Source organism: New Jersey aster yellows phytoplasma (genome assembly GCF_002554195.1).
Lineage (GTDB): Bacteria > Bacillota_I > Bacilli_A > Acholeplasmatales > Acholeplasmataceae > Phytoplasma.
Map to the genome: position 1 here is coordinate 1 of NZ_MAPF01000042.1, position 21929 is coordinate 21929.

Genomic DNA, 21929 nt, shown 5'->3' on the forward strand with positions numbered 1-21929 from the left:
ATTATCTCCAAACAACTTCAAAAAAAAGAAACCTAAAAACTATGTTCATAAAAAAAAGATTATGTTACTTTGTAAAGGTGGTAAGATTTCTTTGATGAACATAATTTAGTTTTGCTTTCGTTTTAGATATTTTGTCAATAAAAAAAGACCATGAGGAAGGTCTTAATTAAAATAGTAAAATTTATATTAAATTATTTTTATTTATTTAGATTGTTTTGTAATATTTGTTCTAATATTAAAAGAATTTGATTTTTATCTTCTTTATCGCCATTCAACACAATCCATTTGGTTAAATTTTTAATATCGTTATTAATTAAATTTGAATATTTTTGTTTTGAATTTTCAACAAAATCTATTATTTGTTTTTCTATAACATTAATTGTATTCATCTTGTATGAAATTGATTCATTTTCATAATTAATCGCCATAACGGAATTATTATTAATAATTAAAAATAATTCTAAACTAATAAATAAAACGATTTTAAAAAATAATAAATTTGTTTTTAATTTAAACATTATATGAAATTTCCTTTGATATTAATAATAACAAATAAAATATATTTTAAATTATTTAACGTCTTCTAGGATTGTTTTGTTGATTTTGATCGTTTTGTTGCGCCATGGCGTTATGGACAATGATTTGCTGAGAAAGCGATACGACTACTTAATTCAATATTTTGTCTCACAAAATTGTTAATAACTTCTTCAGAAGAGTTATTATTTCTAGCATTAAAAATTTGTTGAACTATTCTAGTTTGTTGAAAATTTAAGTTTTGTAAAATACGAGCTTGATTTTGAAAATTAACATGATTATTATCATGTCCTTTATTTTTAGAATTGTTCTTTTTAGAACTTTCTGTTTTATCAACCGAATATATATTAGAATTGTTTTTTTGTTAAATCAATATATTGAAGATCATCATCTGATGGATTATTTTTTAACCTCTATTATTGAATTGATATTTTGTCGAGAACTTGATGTTTGGTTATCATGGTTTGTTGATACTTGATGATTATTTTTTCTTTTATTATATTTTTTGATTGCTGCTGTGATACAATTTTGTTTATGCAAAATTTCGGTTTTTTTCATTATTGAATTTGAAGTTTGTTAGTTCGTTTAGTATTGCAAATTCTGCTTGTACATATAAAGCATACTCTTCATCATTGACAATTTCGTTATTATTACTATTTTTATTTCTCATCGCCATAATATAATTATTACTAGTAATTAAAAATAATCCTACGAAAATTAATAAACAAAAATAAAATATTTTAAATTGTTTTTTGCTTTAAACATTAATTAAATCTCCTTTCAGTAATTTAATTATTTTCGTTTCGGTTAAGATAATAAAACCAATAATAGCTACCACAAGAAAAATAATTATTAAGAAAAACCATTTGATTATTTTTTTAATTTTAATCATAAGTTATTAATTTTTTCGAAGAATTTTTAATATACAGGTATTTTAAAATATTTAATTTTTTAATTAACCTTAAAACCATTTACGGAACCAAGTTCTTACAGATTTAACTTTATCATTTATTTTATCCCCTATTTTTTGGTTTATAGGTTGGAAAGAGCCTTTCTAGGTTTTTTGGTTTTTTTATGGTTTTTTGATTTGTTAATATTCTGTTTTTTTGGGTTGTTAATAAAATTTCTTGTTTTTTCAACTCGTTTTTTTAGTTACTTCATGGGCTTTTTGTTCGTCTTTTATTTGTTCTTTGAATTTGTTGATTTCATAACGGAGTTCGGCGTTTTCTTCGAGATATTTGCCAGAGGCGTTTTCTTAAAGCCTTAATGGTTCCTTCGAGAGCTTGAATATGTAGGTTTTGTTGGACCCATTTATCAATTTGTTGTTCTAATTCATCACTTAAACGATTAATTTCTTCAGCTTGTTGGTTAATGATTTGGTTTAGTTGGATGATTTATTTATCTTTTTGGGTGATTTTTTCTTGAAGGTAATAGTCTTTGTCTTCTTGTAAGAAGTGTTTAGGACCTTTGTATTTAACGATTAAGTTATTTCCGCCTGGACCTTTGTGTTTTTGTTTTTTGAAGTAGATGCAAAGAAATAATTGGCTGTTGTTTTGTTGATTGAAAATAGCATTATCAAATCCGTCTAAAGTGGTGCGGTCATAAGTTTTACCATCTTCATTCCAACGGCCAAAAGGGTTGGAGGTTTTTTTTTTTTTGATGTAAATTAGTAGATTGGAAGGTTTAGTTTGAATTTCACGACGATTTTCGACCAGCTTTAATTCTTTTCTTAAACTTTCTTCTCAAGGGCCAAAACTAGTTTAGTATTTTGTAACAATATAATGGATTGTTTCTGAAATTTCTTCTTTTTCATTGTATTTATCTATGTAATCAATGTCAACGCCGTTTTTGAGATAATAAGTGTGAGAAATCTTTTTTCCAGTTTGAAGGCTATATTTGGATTCGTTGTCTATTTTGTTATTATCTTGGTAATAAATTATTTTTGTTATTTTTTGAGTATTATGATCAAGATATATGACACAAAATAAAGTTCCTTGTTGTGTAAAGTGTTTTATTTGTAGGCATTTTTTAGTTTGGGGGTTGTATTTTTCAATTAAATTAATAGTTTTTTGATCGGGGTAAAAAGTAGTTTTTTTGATTAAATTGTTTGTTATTGAACCGTATATATTTATTATTTGGGTATTTTCATTTGAGTTTATATCAATTAAATTATTTTTATTTTCATTTGGAGTTAATTTATTTTGATTAACTATTTCATTATTATTTGCTTTATTTTTTTGGATAATGGGATTTGGCATTTTAAATAATTCTTTTTTGTTAGTAAATATTTTATCTTTTTGTTTTTTATTATATAAAATAAAACCACTTAAAAATATTGTAATAACTATTAAAATAAGGCACAATATGTTAATCAATTGCCATTTATGTCTTTTTTTGTTTTTGTTTGCTTTCTTTTTGGTCTTTTGTTTCTTTTTTTAAAAATTTCATAAAATTACTTTTCTTTTTTTGTGTTATAATTTGTCAAAACTCATTTACGCTAAAATTGCTAAATTGTAATTACTAAATCTTAAAATCAAAAGCACAAATCATAGATCACAAATAAGTACCCTTATTATACAACATATATTGTTATTTGCATCAATATTTTAAAATTACTCAATATTTGATATTTTAAAAGTTTTTATTTGCAAATTGTTAAGTTATCGACGCTTAATATACAATAAAAATAAAAGAAAGGGTTTTTATGTAAAAGTAATAATTCAACTATATATTAATTTACAAACTGGTTTGCATAAATTTTGGTTTTATTTATTTGTTTTCAAAATTAATAACATTATTGCAAAATAAAACTGGGTTCGTTTAATTCGTTTTGACAAAGTTTAATTAAATTAATACCATTGTCGTTTAAAATAGTTTTTTAGGTTTTAAAGTTTGAAATAATATCACACTTCCTAAAGAAGGGTTCATAATCAGGTATATATTATTGCGCTGTTCCGTTTTTTTAGACAACTTTTGTCTTTAAAATTGTTCTTTAAGACTTAAAATTAAGTAGATAATTTCATATCTTTTCAAACTAAAGAAATATTTTTTTAAATTTCAAAAAGTTTCTAAAACTTTTAATAATTCTTTAGTTTCAAAAGATATTTTTTTGTCATATTTTACCCTTACACTATATATTTAAGTAAAAAAAGTTAAAAAAGTGGTAAGAAAATGAAATTATAATTATTTTTTTACGTAATTATGTTATTTTGATTAAAAAAATGCGCAAAAAGTAACCTTTTTCAAGGTTGAAAATTTGAAATAAAAAACTATTATCTAAAATTTTGACAATATTGAGAAGGTGATGAATAATTTAATTTAGCTAAAATCCATTGATTGTTCCAAAATTTGGGGAAATAATTGATTATTTTTTTAACTTTTTCAGGTGATTTTTGAAATAAAAAAGGATGTTGATGTTGTAAGATAGTTTTCATTTGGCCGAAAAAGTTTTCAATTACGACGTTATCACGTGGAGTAGCTTTTCTTGACATACTAATAAAAAACCTTTTTTAGTTAGTGTTTGTTGGACTTTTTGTGATTGATAAACTGTGCCTTGGTCGGGATGGTGTTTAAAACTAATTCTTTATTTTGATGTTTGGAAGTGTGGGAAGCGATAATTTGGTTGTTGAAAGAATCAATAATACAAGAAAAATATAAAAATCCTTGGGGAGTTTTGAAATAAGTGATGTCGGTAAATAGTTTTTTCATGGGTTTAGTTGATATAAAGTCTTGATTAATTAAATTGTCTACCACTTTTAATTTAGCTTTTAAATTATTTTTATAATAATATTTATTTTTTTAATTCTTAAACGACAAAAAATACCGTTTTCTTTCATAATAGTATAAATTTTTTTCTTGGTAATGTTTTCGTTAAAAGTTTTTTGGTATAAATCAGTGATTTTACGATGACCGCAAAAATATTTTTCTTGTAAACATAAAGCTTTGATGCGATTTTGTTGTAATAAGTATTTTTCTTTTTTGGCTTTTATTTTATTTTCGACTTTCAACCAATAATAATAAGTGCTTCTTTTGGTTTTGATAGTTTTTAAAATGGTTGTTAAATTTAGTTTTTGATTAAATTGTTTAACTAATTCAAAAACAGTTTTTTATCAGTTTTTTGGTTTTTTCATTAGAGTTTGTAATAATTTATTTTTTGTTTCTCTTTTTCTATTATTTTAGCTATTTTTTTCATGATTTAAATATTTTTTCATTTTTTTATATCATATACATAACCATTATAACTCTGAATGATTATAGTTTATTTAAAAAAACGGGGGTAGCGCGCAACTGGGGGAGTTTTTAGTTTTTCTTCTTCGTTTTATTTATGTGTACTTATCACTTTTGATTAAAAAAAAATATGTTAATAAAGTTGTTTCATATATTAGTAAATATGTTTCTAAAAAATGATAAACAAATTGAATCAAATTCTAATAAAGGAATTGAGTTTTTATAGTCGTCATTTGTTTGGATTTTCTCGTACATGTTTTTCTTGTCCTCAAGAATCTTTTTTAGCATTATTCCCTTATGATATAATTAAAGAAATAGAATTAAGTTCATTTCCAATTGTTAATTTTAATTTTTCTAATATATTTGAATGGAATATTAAAAAAATAATTAATGGAAGAAATATTAAAATTCCACATAATTTAACTTTATTGTTTAAATCTTATATGACTCCAAACCAAGTTCAAAATTCTAATTATTTTAGTTTAAATTTATCTAGTATTCAACCAAAAAATTATTTTCTTAATAAGAATTTTAAAAAATATTTTAAATTACAAAACTTAAAAAACTTTAAATTATTGAAATTATTAATGCTATAATATAAGTAATAAGAAAAAGATTTTTTTTAAAAGAAACAATATTTTGAAAAAACTCAGTAATCGCCTACAAAAATCCCTTGAAATATTTAATTTCCTTTGATTTTAGCAAAGTTTTAAAAAAACTGCTCGTAAAACAGAAAAACTCCTTAATTTTGGAGGAGCTGATGCTGAAAATATTTTAGCCAAAAACTATCAAATGAAACTTTGCAAATAGGAAAAGGTTCTGTTTCTGACCACAATATCGCTAAACATAACTTAAATAAATTCTCTCCTTATCCTTAAAAAGATTTTAATACCTTTTTACAAAAAAACAGAACATTTATTACAAAATAATAAAGATGCCTTAGATGAAATAGCATGTAAATTATTAATTAAAAAACTTTATCTCAAAAATATTTAGATGAAACTACTAAAAAATATTCTTTAAAAAATGTTATAATAAATAATATTTATAATTTTATAATAATCAAATGTTTGAAATAATACAAAACCCTTTTGTTGAGGGGATTCCTTTTTGAGTTATTATAATATTTTCGCATTTTTCACAACTAATATAAAAGTCAATATTTTTGAATAATCAAGTATTTTTAGTAGCTAAAATTAGTAAATTACTAAAAATTACCTTTTTCTCAAATTACAAAACAACAATAAAAATGAAAAAAAGTTAGCAAAAAATAACATAATATTAAAAAAATGCTAAAATAAAATAGTAAGTATAATTTTTTTAGTTTTGTCATCTTTTATTTTGTTTGTTAAAGCGCCATTTCACTAAGCTTTCAAACAAATACAAAAAAACTATCCTAAAAAATATTGGGAGGAAAAATATTAGCGAAAAATTAACCATTCATTAAACAAATATTTATAATAAAACAAATAATAATTGTAAATATTTTTACAAAAAATTTATTATTTGCAATTTCATTTACCTGCTATTTATGTTATCTACACTTTTTACTAATTTTACCAAAAGTATTTATTCCTTAATTCAAAAATAACTTTTTGACAATATTGACAATATTAAAATAAAAAAGCTAAAATTAAAAAAATAAATTAAAAAAGAAAGAATAGAAAAAGGTTTTTTTAAATGAGCAACTATATCAACAAATTGCGCCAAAAAATTGGAAAAGACCCTTTATTTTCTCCTGGGGCTTCCGTTATTGTTTATGAAAATAATAAATATTTATTGCAATTCCGCAAAGATTTTAATGTTTGGGGGCTTCATGGTGGAGCAATGGAATTAGGAGAAACTGGAGCTGATGTTTGCGCAAGAGAACTAGAAGAAGAAACAGGTCTTAAAGCTTTAGAAATTCATCCCTTTCGTACCTATTGTGGAAAACATTTTGTTATCAATTATCCTAACGGAGATGTTGTCTATCCAGTTGTTATGGCTTTTTTAGTAACTAAAACACAAGGAAAATTAAGTCCACAAGATGATGAAGTTGCCGAACTAAAATGGTTTGATGAGGCCTCTTTGCCAATTGATGCTATGATGGAAATTGACAAAACCTTTTTAAAAGATTTTTTACAACACAAAAACCAAAACCAACCTAAAACATACAAAACCAAATTTTGTCAGGCAAAATGTTTTTTCTAAGAAAAAAATTAAAACACATTCCAAATTATTTAAAAATTATCTAGGTAGCATTTATTGTTCAAATTTTTAAAGCAATTTTTAAAATCACAAAATAAATTGTTTTAACTAAAAAGACTATCTAATGGCGGTAGTCTTTTTTTGCATTTTCTCATCGCGCACTTTTTGTTTTTTCAAACAACACCACCAAATCCACAAACAGCAAAAAATAATTAAATGATGTCCACAAATTAATAAATATATGTTAAAATAAATAATAATTGGATTATAAATAAGGGCTTTTGCTACCCAAAATATTGCCCAATTATTTTCATTTTTTCCTAAAATTGTTAATTTTTGTTTTTTCACTCAGGTTTTTGATAAAAATTAACATTATTTTATTTTCATTGCGTTTTCATTTTTTATTTTCATTTTTTAATATTGAACCAAAGCAAGAATTATTAAATACAAATTAACAACCCAAAAATTACAAATTCAAAAACTAAAAATATAAAGGATTAAAACGGTTATGTTTAATTTTTTAAAAAAATATTTAATTCTTCCAAAAAAGCTTTAAGAAAAGCTAGAACTATAGCTAATAAAGTACAAAATTTAGAAGCCCAAATAGCTTTATTAGATGACAAAGATTTTGCTACAAAAACCGCAGAATTAAAAAAACTCTTTCAAGAAGGGAAAACCCTTAACCAACTGCTCCCCGAAGCCTATGCTCTTGCCAAAGAAGCTACCAAAAGAGTAACAGGACTTACTCCTTATTACGTTCAAATTTTGGGCGCTGTAATTTTGCACCAAGGAAATATTGCCGAGATGAAAACTGGAGAAGGAAAAACCCTTACTGCCATCATGCCTGCTTATCTTAATGCTTTAAGTGGTAACGCCGTTCACATTGTTACAGTCAACGAATACCTAGCTAAAAGAGAATTTGAAGGTAGCATCGGTGATGTTTTTCGCTTTTTGGGAATGACAGTAGGACTTAATACCAAAGACAAAGACCAAACACAAAAACAACAAGCCTATTTATGTGATGTTCTCTACACTACTAACAGTGAATTAGGTTTTGATTATTTAAGAGACAACATGGAAATTGAAGCTTCCAATTTGGTAATGAAACGCCCTTACAGCTACGCTATTGTTGATGAAGTAGACTCTATTTTAATTGATGAGGCAAGAACGCCTTTAATTATTTCTCAAAGTGTCAAAGAAACTAAAAATTTATACAAAGAAGCCCAACGTTTTGTTCGTACACTTAAAAACAGCCATTATCTTATTGAATTAGAAACTAAAACAATTGAACTTACAGAAGAAGGAATTACCAAAGCTGAAAACTTTTTTCAAATTGATAATTTATACAACATAGAACACGCCTCCTTGCTCCACCACGTCAAAAACGCCCTTAAAGCAGCTTTTACGATGCACAAAGACAAAGATTACTTAGTTGATTACAAAGATGGTCAAGTTCTAATTATTGATCAATTTACTGGACGCGCCTTGCCAGGACGACAATTTAGCGATGGTCTTCACCAAGCATTAGAAGCCAAAGAAGGGCTATTAATTAAAAAAGAAACTTCCATTGGAGCTACTATTACTTATCAAAATTTTTTCCGTCTTTATCAAAAATTGTCAGGGATGACAGGAACTGCCAAAACTGAAGAAGACGAATTTAGAGACATTTATAACATGGAAGTTATCGAAATCCCCACTAATGTTCCTATGATAAGAATTGATGAACCCGATTTTATTTTTGTTTCTTTAAAAGAAAAATACGATGCTTTAATTGAAGAATTAACTTCTCGTCACAAAAAAGGACAACCCATTTTAATTGGGACAACTACAGTAGAAGTTTCTGAAATTATTTCTAAAAAATTAAAAAAACATTCAATCAAACACGAAATTCTAAATGCCAAAAATCATTCTAAAGAAGCAGAAATTATTGCTAAGGCAGGACTTAAAAACGCAGTTACTATTGCTACTAATATGGCAGGACGTGGAACTGATATTCGTTTAGGCGAAGGTGTTAAAGAATTAGGCGGACTTTCTGTTTTAGGTACTGAAAGACATGAATCACGAAGAATTGACAATCAATTAAGAGGGCGCGCTGGACGTCAAGGAGATCCTGGTTATTCACGCTTTTTTATTTCTAGCGAAGACGAAATTGCCCAAAGATTTGGTGGCACTAGAATAGAAAAAATTATTTCTTTGCTCCAAAAAATAAGCGATTCTGAAACCAAAACTTCATCTAAAATGGTGACTAAATTTTTTACTAAAATACAAAAAAAGTAGAATCTTCCAATTTTGACTATCGCAAATACCTCTTAAAATATGATGATATTTTACGTATTCAAAGAGAAATCATTTATAACCAAAGAAAAGAAATTTTAGTTAGTGATAAAGTAGAACAAATCGTTCAAGATTTAATGAAAAAGACCCTTAATAAAGCTATTTTTACACATTTTACCAATAAACCTAACAAATGTCAAACTCAAGCTTTAATTACTTTTTTAGAAAATAAATTTTTCCCTAAACAAACCTTTGATTTAGAAGAAGTACAAGAATTATGCAACAATCCCAAAACGAACTCTCTTGATTCTTTTCAACAATATTCATTTCAAAAAGTAAAAGATATTTTACAATCCCAAAAAGATTTTTTTGTAAAAGACCCTGAAAAAGCTCAATATTTTGCAAAAGGTCTTAAATGGATTACGTTAAAAATAATTGATAATTACTACCAACGCCACATCAATGACATGAGTTCTTTAAGGCAAGGAATTGGATTTGTAAGTTATGGACAACAAGATTCTTTCATTGAATATCAAAAAGAAGGACAAGTTTTATTCAATAACATGATTACAAAAATTGCAAACGACATTACTGCTACCATTTTAAAGTTTTCTTTTGCAGATAGTTTTCAAACGCCTCCCAAACAAAAAGTTTTTTTCAAAAATGATTCAAGTGATGATGAATCTTCTAAAAAAAGAAGAACTAGAAAAGTAAGAACTTCTAAAAAACCTTGGAATTAATTTATGGAAAAATATGAAATTAATCAAATTTTACAAAACTTGTACCAAAATCTCCAAGATTTAAAACAAGCACTTAATTTAAAAAAACTAATCAAACAATCGAGAAATTAAATTGTGCCATGCAAAAAGAAGATTTTTGGCAAAACCCAAAAAAAGCTGTCACAATAAGCCAACAATTCAACGACTTGCAAGACAAAAAAATACTTTAGAAATTTTAGAACAAAATTATTTAGATCTAGAAACTTTTTTTAACTTAAATGAAAGCCCAAATGAAGCTTCTGCTTTATTAGAAGAAGAACTAAAAAACCTTACTAAATCTGTTTTTGACTTCAAAATTAAAATTTTTTTGAATCAACCTTATGATATTAATAATGCTATTTTGTTATTTCATCCAGGAGCAGGAGGTACTGAATCACAAGATTGGTGCGAAATGCTTTTCCGTATGTATCAAAAATACGCTCAAAAAAAGAATTTTAAAACCGAAATTCTTGATTATCAACTAGGTGAAGGAGCGGGAGTTAAATCAGCTACTTTATTAATTAAAGGAACTTATGCTTATGGTTATCTAAAAGCGGAAAAAGGAGTTCATCGCTTGGTAAGAATTTCTCCTTTTGATTCTAATTCCAAAAGGCATACTTCTTTTGTAGCTTGTGATGTTTTACCGGAAATTAACGAAGAAATCAAAATTAATTTAAAAACAGAAGATTTGAAAATCGATGTTTTTAGAAGTAGTGGTGCAGGCGGACAACACGTAAATACTACAGATTCGGCAGTAAGAATAACTCATTTGCCAACAGGATTAGTAGTGGGTTGTCAAAACGAACGTAGTCAGATCAAAAACAAAGAAAAAGCTTTGCAAATGCTAAAAACTAAGTTATTTCAATTAGCATCAAAACAACAAAAAGAACAAAATGCTAAAAAATTTCAAAGTGATCAAAAAGAAAATGGTTGGGGTTCTCAAATTAGAAGTTATGTTTTTCACCCTTACAAAATGGTTAAAGATCACCGCACTAATCAAGAAATTTTTCAATTAGAACAAGTAATGGATGGAAACATCGACGAATTTATTAACGGATATTTAACTAAAATACCTATTAGTTCTTCTCATGAATAAAAAAAAATACAAAGTTAATTGAAGTTTTTTAATCAATAACCCAATATTAAAAAAATAATTATAGGAAAAGCCAAGACAAAAAGACATTCCAAAGAATAAATATTTCCCCCAAAGACTTGTTTTGGTTTTTCTTTTTGGCTTTGTCTTGGAATGATTTTAATATTTTATTTTTTTGAAAACAACAAAGCACACTATTTTCATCAAAATCACTCCCTTTATTATTTAATTGTTATTGATTTTTAAACATTTTTTAATGTACTGAAATATCTTTCACCTTAATTAAAATCTCCAAAAGATTTTATTTTTTAAGAATTCATCAAAAAACATTTTTTCCATCTTTTTTATCAAAAACACTTGACAATTCAGTTATTTTATGTGATAATATTTAAGATGAACTTTTTAATTTACGATTAATAAAAAAATAGAAAGTGGGTTTTTATTATGGCAATAAAAATGCGTTTACAACGTTTCGGAGTGCATAAAAGACCTTTTTACAGAGTAGTTGCAAGTGAATCTAAAAATGCTAGAGATGGTAAATTTTTAGAAATTTTAGGAACTTATGACACTATTTTAGATATTGTTGAATTAGACCACAACAAAGCACAAAAATGGTTATCAAATGGCGCTCAACCAACCAAAACAGTCAAAAAAGTATTTAAAAAAAGCAAATTTGTTGCAAAAAATAAAACTAAATTTGAAAAATAATTTTTTTTCAATTTCAAAAATAAATGAAAGTGCCTTTAACGGTTAAAAACTAAATTTTATGATTATTGAAATTATAACTATTTTTCCGTCTTTTTTTAAAAGTTTTTGTGAAACTTCCATTATTAAAAGAGCTTTAGAACAAAAAAAAGTTCAAATAAAAATTCATGATTTAAGAATTTATAGTTCAAATAAACATAATCAAGTAGATGATAGTGTTTATGGGGGAGGAGTTGGAATGTTGCTTTCTTTCCCTCCTTTTTTTGATTGTCTGCAAAAAATAAAACCCCCCAAAGTAAAGTTATTTTATTATCTCCTCAAGGACAAATTTTTAATCAAATACATGCCACTAATTTTGCCCAAAAAGAAACTCATTTAATTATTTTATGCGGTAATTATGAAGGAGTTGATGCAAGAATATTGCAATATATTGATGCAGAAATTTCCATAGGTGATTATGTTTTGACAGGAGGAGAAATCGCTGCTACTGTTTTGGTTGATGCAATTACAAGACTGATTCCAGGAGTTATCAAAGAACAATCTTATCTTGAAGATTCCCATCAACAAGGCTTGCTTAAATATCCTCAATATACCCGCCCGCAAAATTATTTTAATCACGTAGTACCTACTATTTTGTTATCTGGAAACCATGCTAAAATAAGATCTTGGCGCCAAAAAGAAAGTTTAAAAAAAACTTTGCAAAAAAGACCTGATCTTTTGGAAAATAAAAAATTAACTTTAGAACAAACCAAACTTTTAAAAGAAATTAAACAAGAATTACAAAAATAATGCAAAAAATTATTTGTTTGAATTAAACAAAGGAGCAAAATTATGTCTCAATTAAAAGGACAAAATTTAATAGAATCAGTTAACCAACATCAACTTAAAGATGTCCCTTTTTTCAAACCTGGAGATACAGTTAAAGTATTGATCAAAATTGATGAAGGAAACCGCAAAAGGGTTCAAATTTTTGAAGGTTTAGTTATTAAACGTCAAGGAAGATTAGTTACAGAAACTTTTACTGTAAGAAAAATATTTGCTGGTGTAGGAATTGAATTAACTTTCCCAGTACATTCCCCTACTAACGAGAAAATAGAAGTAGTTAGTCGCGGTATCGTTCGTCGCGCGAAATTGCATTATGTTCGCAACCTTTCTTCTAAAGCTTCTCGCATTAAAGAACAAAGATAAAATGTCTTTTTATGAAGAATTAAAATGGCGTAATTTAATTAAAGATTGTAACAATGAAATACAAGTTAAAGAATTATTAGACAATAACCAAGTTAAGTTTTACTGTGGGTTTGATCCTACTTCTCATTCTTTAACAGTTGGTCATTTAATTCAAATAACAATGATTTTATTAATGCAAAGACAAGGGCATCTACCCGTTATTTTAGTTGGTGGGGCTACGGGTTTAATAGGAGACCCCAAAGAAACCGAAGAAAGAAAATTACTATCCTTAGAAAATTCATTGCAAAATGCTAAAAGTATTGAATCTCAACTCAAAACCATATTGTTAAACAAACAAGTAGAATTTGTTAATAATTATCAATGGCTTTCTCAAATAGATATCATTTCTTTTCTCAGAAACTACGGAAAATTTTTTAACATTAACTATATGCTTTCCAAACACGTAGTAGCCAAAAGGCTTGCTTCTGGTATCTCTTTTACTGAATTTTCTTATATGATTTTGCAATCTTTAGATTTTCATCATTTATACAAAAATCATAAAGTTAGATTACAATTAGGTGGTTCTGATCAATGGGGAAATATTACAAGCGGACTAGAAATAATTAGAAAATTAGAAAAAAAATCTGATGCCCTAGGAGTTAGTACTCCTCTTTTGTTAAATTCAGATGGCACTAAATTTGGAAAAAGTGAAAAAAGGGTTTTATGGTTAAATCCTTTAATGACTTCACCTTATGAAATTTATCAATATTTTTTAAATGTTTCTGATAAAGAAGTAATCAATTATTTAAAAATGCTTACTTTAATCCCCAAGAAAGGAATTTTGGAATTAGAAAAAAAACCTTAGAAAATCCCCAAAAAAGATTAGCTCAAAAAGCTCTCACCCAAAGCATTATTAATTTAATTCATTCCTCAGATATTTTACAAGAATGTATAAAAACTAACCAAATTTTATTTTCTAATGCTAAAAAAGAATCTTTCCAAGAGAAAGATTTTATTTTATTGCAAAAAACTTTGTTTTGTCATTCTATAAAAGAAGATATTTTATTAGTTGATGCTTTAGTTCAAACAAAACTGGCAACTTCTAAAAGCGAAGCTCGTGAATTTATCAAAGACAACACAATTAAATTATTTAATCAAAAAATCAAATCCCTTGATTTTATAATAACAAAAGAAAACACTTTATTTGGTAAATATATCCTTTTAAAAAAAGGAAAAAAAATAACGCTTTAATAGTCTTTTAATTATTAATAACTTTTTATTTATTTTATTAATTTATTTATAAAAAAAATATGTTTTAACAAATTAAGAGGTTTCCAAAATGCAAAATAATCCTTTTCGCTGTCTTTTCCCGATTTTCAAAACTAACCCTAAGCTTGTTTACTTTGATAATGCTGCTACTTCTTTAAAACCTCAAAAAGTAATAGATGAATTGACTAGATTTTATAACACAAACGGACTTAATACCAAATCTTTTGGAGTTTTGACTAATCAAAACACTTTACTAATTAACGAAACAAGAATTAAAACAGCTAATTTTATTAATGCTAAACCAGAAGAAATTATTTTTACCAAAGGAACTACTGATTCTTTAAATATATTATCTCAAAATTTAGGAGAAACCCTTCAAGAAGGTGATGAAATCATTACATCAGAATTAGAACATAATTCTTCTGTGCTTCCTTGGATTAAACAAGCTAAATTAAAAAAAGCAAAATTAATTTTTGTTCCCCTAAACGAACAAAATCAAATAACTGTAGAAAATTTTGCTAAGGTTTTAACAAGCAAAACTAAAATAGTTGTTTTAACTCATGTTTCTAATTTACTAGGGTACGAAACTCCCATTAAAGAAATAACAACTTTAGCTCACCAAAAAAACATTTTAGTTATTTTAGATGCTGCCCAATCATCAAGCCACCTACCCATAGACGTTAAATTTTTAGACGTAGATTTTTTAGCATTTTCATCACACAAATTATACGGTCCTTTTGGAATAGGGATTTTATTTGGTAAAAATCATTTATTAGAACAATTACAACCTACTTTATTTGGAGGCGTTTCAATTAAAGAATTTTCTTTAAAACATTTTTTACTCAACGAAGTTCCTAATAAATTCGAATCAGGAACTCCTAATATTTCAGGAATTCTTGCTTTCAAAAAAGCTTTAGAATTTGTGGAAGAAATTGGTTTTGAAAACATCCAAAAACATGAAAAAAAGATTTATCAAAATATAATGAAAGAATTAAAGCAAATTCCTAATATTACAATTTACAATCCCCAAAATTTTTCTAATATCATTACTTTTAACTTTAATCAAATTCATGCTCACGATGCAGAAGTTTTTTTATCTCAGGAAAATATTTATGTAAGAACTGGTAGATGTTGTGCCTTTTTAGCTACTCAAAAAATAAAACAAACAAGTATAATTAGGGTTTCTATAGGTATCCACAACAACCAAGAAGACGTTGGTATTTTAATTAAAAACTTAAAAAAAACGCAAACTTTCTTCTCCAAATTTAATATAAATAAATCAAGGCATTAAAATGTTAGAAATAAATAAATTATATCGTGATTTAATTATTAAACATTATCAAGAACCTCAAAATTGGGGGCTTTCTCAAGACCCTGATTTTATAAACATAACTAATAAAAATGTTTCTTGTGGTGATTCTATTTCGTTACAAATCAAAATCTTAAATTCAAAATTAATAGATATTAAATACGAAACTCAAGCTTGCGCTATTTGTTGTGCTTCAGCAAGTTTGATGTCTATAAATTTTAAAAATATAGAAATTTCAAAAATATTAGAAAAAATAAACCATTTTTTAGCTATGATTAATAATCAAATGTATGATGAAACTCAACTCGACAAAGAATTACTATTATTTAAACATTTTATTAATTTTCCTGGAAGAGTTACTTGTATAAGTCTTCCTTGGAAATCTTTACAAGAATTAATTAAAACACACAATAAAAAAAGTTATTAAATAAAAAAGACAACCTTTTAAGTTTAGTCTTTTTATTTAATAAATATATAAATCAAAATCTCGAAATACCTAATTTTTTTCGCACCTGTTCGATTTTTTTCTCTGCAATCAAGGAAGCTTTTTGGGCTCCTTTATTTAAAATATCATCCAATTTTGCACTATTAATTAATTGATAAAATTTTTGTTGCAAAGGCACAACAAAATTAATTATTTCTTCACCAATTTTATCTTTAAAATCTTTATAATTACTTTTTTGAAAAAGTTTTTCACTTTCAAAAATACTAATTTGCTTTAAAGAAGCATAAATGGTTAAAAGATTGGAAATTCCAGATTTATTTTCCGGATCATATTTAATTATTTTTTGGGAATCTGTAACAGTTTGGGCAATTTTAATTTTAATTATTTGAGGATCATCTAAAAGTAAAATATAGCTTTTTGGATTTTCCGTATCACTTTTACTCATTTTTTTCAAAGGATTTTGCAAAGATTTTATTTTTGAACCCAAAGGATTAAAAAAAGGTTTCGGAACAACAAAAGTATTACCATATAAATTGTTAAATCTTGTAGCCAAAGTTTTAGTTAATTCTAAATGTTGTTTTTGATCTTTTCCGATAGGCACTAAATTTGCATCATACATCAAAATATCAGCTGCCATTAATGTGGGGTAAGTAAATAAAGAAGTTCTTATATTTTTTGAATTAATTTTGTTTTTTTCCTTATATTGAATCATTCTTTGTAGTTCAGAAAAATAAGAAGTGCATTCCAAGAGATAACACAAATAAGTATGTTGTGATACTTCAGATTGAACAAACAAATTTATTTTTTCAGGATCAAGTCCTGCTGCCAAATAAAGAGCTGCTATTTTTTTGATTTGTTTTTTAAGTTTTTGAGGTTCTTGATAAAAAGTAAGGGCATGCAAGTCAGCTATAAAAAGATAAAAATCAAAATTTTTTAAGTTTTTTGTAAATATAATAAAGGTTTCAAAACTCCAATATAATTTCCTAAAGTAAGATCCCCTGTTGGTTTGATGCCTGACACTAATCTTTTATTTGGTATCAATTTTAGCACCTCCTTTTTGATTTTTTTGAAAAATGATTTATTATAGCAAAATCATCTTTAATATTTTTGTGGATTGAATCAAATTTATTTATTATTCGTTTTTTTATTTTCATTCATCTTCTAAAGATTCTAAAAGATTTTCTTGTTTTGCTTTGGCTAAAATAGTTTTGTTAATTTTAGAACGAGTTGCAAAATCCGCTTTAGTAAATGGTTTTTCTTGACGCGCCTCTACAATTTTATTAGCAGCAATCAAACCTAGACCATCAAGCGAAAGCAATGGCATCCTTAAAAATCCACCATCTTCTATTTTTAAAACACTAACATCTGATTTATTAAAATCAACAGTTAAAAATTTAAAACCACGATGTACCATTTCTTCGGCTATTTTTAAAGTATTGATTAAAGCTTCTTCTTTGGCTTTGATCTTTTTGCTTTTTTTTAATTCTGCAAGCTTATTTAACTTTTCTTTAATAATTTTTATATCGTTGCTAATCATTGTTTGGTGGTCGAATTGTTCTGTTCTTTTAGAAAAATAACCACTATAAAAAGCTAATGGTGCATGCATTTTAAACCATGCAATCCTCAAAGCCATAATAACATAAGCAGTGGCGTGCGCTTTAGGGAATAAATATTTAATTTTAGCTGCAGAATCAATGTACCAAGCTTCTACTTTGTCTTTCATTTCTTGTTTGTATTTTTTCCATGTTTGAAAATCATCTTGGGGTTTGCCTTTGCGTATAAATTCCATAATATCAAAAGCTTTTAAAGGATCAATCCCTTTTTCTTGTAGTTGTAACATAATATCATCACGGCAACCAATTATATCATCAAAAGAAATAGTTTTGTTTTTGTATTTTTCAAATTCGCCTGTTTTGTTGATAGCATCTCTGGCGTTTTGGTTCCAAACATCAGTTCCATGTGAAAGTCCTGAAATTTTTACTAAAGCAGCAAAATTAATTTTAATTGCTTTTTTTTGTGAATTTTGTTTAGTTGTTGTTAAATCTTTTAACATTTGTTTGACAAAAATAGTTCCAAATTCAGGAATACCCAAAGAATCAATAGTTATTTTGTTTCCTGAATTTACAGAAGAATTAATTTTGAACTCGTTGGAAAACAATTTATAAACTTCAGGATCATCTACAGGAATATCTTGGGCTCTTGTAAAAGGGAAATTCCCTGAATTTTCTTTAACATAATCCATCAAAAATTTAATCATCATAGGATCATCGTGTCCTAAAATATCTAATTTAAAAAGATTTTGCTCAAAAGAGTGATAATCAAAATGAGTAGTTTTCCAATTGGTGTCATTAGCTGGATATTGGACAGGAGTTACTTCATAAATGCTTCGATCAGGCGGTACAACAACAATTCCTCCTGGATGCTGGCCATTAGAACGTTTAACCCCTTGGATTTTGTTGGCAATTTGGGCTACTTTTTGTTTACGCCATTGTTTTGTTTTTCTTCTACGAAACCCATTGTATAACCATAAGCGTTTCTTTGTGCAACAGTCTGGATGGTTCCTGCTCTAAAAGCGTGCTTTTCTCCTAATAATTCTTTAATGTAATTGTGGGCTTGGCTTTGGTAATCGCCTGCAAAATTTAGATCAATATCAGGAGTTTTATTGCCTTCAAAGCCAAGAAAAGTTTCAAAAGGAATATCATGGCCGTTTTTTTTGAATTGGGCGTTGCATTTGGGGCAAGGCATGTTTGGCAAATCATATCCCGAAAAAACATTATCAAGCTCTTTGTGGTATTTTTCCTCTTCTGGTTTGTAATATTGTTCTTTTTCTTGGGGTTTTTTTAATTGGACAATAGTGTAGTTGCATTGAGGGCAATAATAATGCGGTTTTAACGGATTTACTTCGGTAATTTCTAACATAGTCGCCACTAAAGAAGAACCAATTGAACCACGTGATCCTACTAAATAACCTTTTGCCAAAGAATTTTTAACTAATAAATGTGATAAATAATAAACAGGAGCAATATTTTGATTAGTTTTTTCGTTTTTTGTCTCTCCGATAATGCTTTTTAACTCTTGATCCAATCTTTTTTTAATTAAAGGGTGGGGGGGTGAACCGTACATTTGTTTAACTTTTGCATCAACTAAACGTTTAATTTCTTCTTTAATGCTTGGTATTTGTAAGTTTTTTTTGAAAGCATCATCTTTGAAAGAAAATAGTTCCGAAGAAAAAGATTTTATTTTTTCAATTTTGGAATTAAGCAAATGAGTATTTGAAATTACAATTTTATAAATCAAGTTTTCATCGTGTAAAAAAGCAAATGCATCTATCATTTCTTGGGTAGTTAAAAGGTGGTTTTCTGGTAAGTTTTTATTTTCGTATCTAGATAATTTGTGTAAGCCGCCTCCTACCATTTTGGCACTAATATAAATTTCACGATAATCTTTTTCCCAAGGATGAATATAATGAACGTCTCCGGTGGCAATTACTATTTTTGCTTGTTTTTGGGCTTCTGTTATGATTGTTTTGAGAGTAGTTTCAATTATTTGAATCCCGTTTTTACCTAAATCATGAATTAAATGTTTATAAGCTTGTGGAGGTTGTACTTCGATGTAATCATAAAAAGAAATAGCTCTTTGTAATTTGAAAATATTTTGATTGAGAGCTATTTCAAAAATATTGCTATTCATGCAACCACTACCTACTAAAAGACCTTGTCTTAAATTTGCTAAATTAGATTTTAAAACACGAGGTCTTTTGTTAAAATCTTTAGTTAAAGCGTTGCTTAAAAGTTCAAAAAGATTGCGATAACCCGTTTGGTTAGCCACTAAAATATTGATGTGATAAGGTCTTTCGTATTTGTGATCAATTTTTTCTTGTAATTCAAAAAAATTAATTACTTGTTCGTTTTTGGGATCTTTGGTTGGATCTGCTAATTGATCAATCATTTTGATAAAAATTTCTGATGTGGCAGTGGCATCCGCAAGTGCACGGTGATGGTCTTCTAATTTGACTTTGAAAACAGTTGCTAATCTTTTTAAAGAAAAATATTTTAATAAATTGCTGAAATAACGTTGAGACAATGCCATGGTATCAATAATAGGTTTTGGTTCTAAAGATATTTTTAGTTCTTTTGCTTTTTCTTTTAAAAAATCAACATCAAAAGAAGCGTTGTGAGCCACCAAAACACAGTCTTTGGCAAAAGCTAAAAATTGTGGCAAAACTTGGTCAATTGTTTGTTGTCCTTGAAGCATTTCATCCGTAATATTGGTAATATTTGTGATAGTTTTGGTTAGTTTTTGTTGCGGGTCAATAAATTTTTGGAACTCGCCTATTTTATTTCCGTTTTTGATTTTTATTCCAGCGATTTCAATAATTTTGTCACGAACATTAGATAATCCAGTAGTTTCCAAGTCAAAAACCACATAAGTAGCTTCTTTTAAAACAAAATCTTTTTCTAAATTATCTTCTTTTTGATTGGTGATATAAATAGGTTTTTCTTCAATAAAATCAACTTCCACTCCATAAATAGGTTTGATTTTTTTATTTTTGGAATGTTGGTTAATTTCAGGATAAGCATAAATGCCGTCATGATCTGTAAAAGCGATCGCTTCGTGTCCCCATGATTCTGCTATTTGTAAATATTCTTTGGCGCTGTTAATGGCGTCTAAATTAGACATTTTAGTATGAGTGTGAAATTCAATTCTTTTTTTGCCTCGAAAACCCAAGTCTTTGCGGATTAATGAAGGCGAAATTGAATCTGATTCTAAGGTTTCGTATTTTTCCATAATTAAATGAACATCGTCCCAAGCACTATAATTAATTCGAGCTGTGATTCTAAATAATTGTCCAGTTTGGTAATTGGATTTTAAAAATTGTTCTTTTTCATCTTTGGAAACTTTTTTTTGAATTAAAATAGCATCTTTATTTTCGATAGAAAAATCATTGCTGTTTTCTTCTATAACAAATTTTAAATAAGAATACTGAAAATTAATTTCTTTAATAGGGTGAGCTAAAAAACCTTCAACAATTACATAAGTATTGGGGTTTTGGCATTTTAATTCTTCAAGCTCTTGTTTATTTTTAGGAAGGTCTTTTATTTTTGTTTTTTTAGTTGTCATTTTAGAATTGCTATTATAAGCTCCTTTATTATAATTATATTTTTTTGTTGGGGTGTTGTTTTTACTTGTTTTGTTTGTTCTGTTTGATAAGTTTGGTTTTCTTTGTTATTTAGATTTTTTTCTTGATTTTGTTCGTTGGAGTTGGTTTGATTATTTGGATTTTGTTGCGACTCTTCGATTTCAATATTTGTGGATTTTTTTCTATTTATATCAATTTTTCTATCTGTTGATAAGATAAATTCATTTTTAAAACCATAAAATTTAGAAAAAAATCTTTAAGAATTCCTATTTTTTTGTTTAAACATTTAAATGCATTAGGATTTACAAAAATGATAAATTTGCCATTTTGAAAATTTACTTGGTGATTTTGAATTGCAAAATAATCTAAATCATGATATTTTTTTTAAAACTGGCTTGGGTTATAATATATTTAAAATAACTTTCTGCCAAAGATTCTAGATAATCCCAATTTTCAAAATCGATGTGGTATTCAATTTGGGGTAAATTAGGTTTGTTTTCATCTTGTTTTTTCCATAAAATAGTTAATTCTTGGAGTAATTGTTCTAAAAAAAATTCTAAATCACAAATAAAAGGCAAATGTTTAAATGTGATTTGTAAAACCCATTTTGGTTTTTTTGGCAAACTGATATTTTTTTTACTTGAGGATTTTGAAAATATTTTTTGCAAAAACCTTTTTTTTTGATAAAATGTTTAAATGAATGATTATACACAATAAATACCACCTAATAGTTGATCAGGAAAAGATCCTATAAATCAAAATTTTTTGTTTCAAATCGTTTTTAAAAAATAAAACAAATAAAAATTACATGAATTTCATGT

General features: G+C 26.6%; 12 protein-coding genes and 5 pseudogenes. 11 read left to right on the top strand and 6 right to left on the bottom strand.

Features of this window, described 5'->3' with window-relative positions; all coding sequences use genetic code 11:
* Positions 1 to 197: 197 nt before the first annotated feature.
* From BBA70_RS01525 to BBA70_RS01540, 4 genes and pseudogenes are all read right to left on the bottom strand, one after another.
* Positions 198 to 518, bottom strand: coding sequence for an SVM family protein (locus tag BBA70_RS01525; protein ID WP_011412576.1), 321 nt, complete (start codon positions 516 to 518; stop codon positions 198 to 200).
* A gap of 548 nt (positions 519 to 1066) precedes the next feature.
* Positions 1067 to 1210 (bottom strand): hypothetical protein, encoded by a 144-nt coding sequence (locus tag BBA70_RS01530; protein ID WP_238374424.1) that lies wholly within the window; start codon positions 1208 to 1210, stop codon positions 1067 to 1069.
* A gap of 1084 nt (positions 1211 to 2294) precedes the next feature.
* The gene (locus BBA70_RS01535) at positions 2295 to 2792 is read right to left on the bottom strand and encodes a DUF2963 domain-containing protein (RefSeq protein WP_252861523.1); all 498 of its coding nucleotides are present in this window, start codon (positions 2790 to 2792) and stop codon (positions 2295 to 2297) included.
* 1014 nt (positions 2793 to 3806) lie between these two features.
* Positions 3807 to 4726: pseudogene (locus BBA70_RS01540) on the bottom strand (IS3 family transposase).
* A 247-nt stretch (positions 4727 to 4973) separates the two neighbouring features.
* On the opposite strand from BBA70_RS01540, the gene BBA70_RS01545 reads away from it, so the two are divergent.
* From BBA70_RS01545 to sufU, 11 genes and pseudogenes are all read left to right on the top strand, one after another.
* On the top strand, positions 4974 to 5357 hold the full coding sequence (locus tag BBA70_RS01545; protein ID WP_252861524.1) for a hypothetical protein: 384 nt from the start codon (positions 4974 to 4976) through the stop codon (positions 5355 to 5357).
* A gap of 1084 nt (positions 5358 to 6441) precedes the next feature.
* Positions 6442 to 6951, top strand: a complete 510-nt coding sequence (locus BBA70_RS01550; RefSeq protein WP_011412583.1) for an NUDIX hydrolase — start codon at positions 6442 to 6444, stop codon at positions 6949 to 6951.
* A 567-nt stretch (positions 6952 to 7518) separates the two neighbouring features.
* A pseudogene (secA, locus tag BBA70_RS01555) lies at positions 7519 to 9962 on the top strand (preprotein translocase subunit SecA).
* A 136-nt stretch (positions 9963 to 10098) separates the two neighbouring features.
* Positions 10099 to 11076, top strand: coding sequence for a peptide chain release factor 2 (prfB, locus tag BBA70_RS01560; RefSeq protein ID WP_252861525.1), 978 nt, complete (start codon positions 10099 to 10101; stop codon positions 11074 to 11076).
* Between the two features lie 441 nt (positions 11077 to 11517).
* On the top strand, positions 11518 to 11781 hold the full coding sequence (gene rpsP, locus BBA70_RS01565; RefSeq protein WP_011412587.1) for a 30S ribosomal protein S16: 264 nt from the start codon (positions 11518 to 11520) through the stop codon (positions 11779 to 11781).
* Between the two features lie 58 nt (positions 11782 to 11839).
* A pseudogene (gene trmD / locus BBA70_RS01570) lies at positions 11840 to 12567 on the top strand (tRNA (guanosine(37)-N1)-methyltransferase TrmD).
* A 42-nt stretch (positions 12568 to 12609) separates the two neighbouring features.
* Complete coding sequence (gene rplS, locus BBA70_RS01575) at positions 12610 to 12966, top strand: 50S ribosomal protein L19 (protein WP_011412589.1); 357 nt, start codon at positions 12610 to 12612, stop codon at positions 12964 to 12966.
* Between the two features lies 1 nt (position 12967).
* A complete protein-coding gene (gene tyrS, locus BBA70_RS01580) occupies positions 12968 to 13810 on the top strand; it encodes a tyrosine--tRNA ligase (RefSeq protein WP_252861526.1) in 843 nt (280 codons plus the stop codon).
* 155 nt (positions 13811 to 13965) lie between these two features.
* Positions 13966 to 14196, top strand: a complete 231-nt coding sequence (locus BBA70_RS01585) for a hypothetical protein (protein ID WP_252861527.1) — start codon at positions 13966 to 13968, stop codon at positions 14194 to 14196.
* A gap of 88 nt (positions 14197 to 14284) precedes the next feature.
* Complete coding sequence (locus tag BBA70_RS01590) at positions 14285 to 15505, top strand: aminotransferase class V-fold PLP-dependent enzyme (RefSeq protein ID WP_011412591.1); 1221 nt, start codon at positions 14285 to 14287, stop codon at positions 15503 to 15505.
* A 1-nt stretch (position 15506) separates the two neighbouring features.
* On the top strand, positions 15507 to 15950 hold the full coding sequence (gene sufU, locus BBA70_RS01595; RefSeq protein ID WP_011412592.1) for a Fe-S cluster assembly sulfur transfer protein SufU: 444 nt from the start codon (positions 15507 to 15509) through the stop codon (positions 15948 to 15950).
* A gap of 52 nt (positions 15951 to 16002) precedes the next feature.
* On the opposite strand, the pseudogene trpS reads toward sufU, so the two are convergent.
* Both trpS and BBA70_RS03935 read right to left on the bottom strand, forming a co-directional pair.
* A pseudogene (trpS, locus tag BBA70_RS01600) lies at positions 16003 to 17006 on the bottom strand (tryptophan--tRNA ligase).
* 112 nt (positions 17007 to 17118) lie between these two features.
* A pseudogene (locus tag BBA70_RS03935) lies at positions 17119 to 21832 on the bottom strand (PolC-type DNA polymerase III).
* Positions 21833 to 21929: the final 97 nt, after the last annotated feature.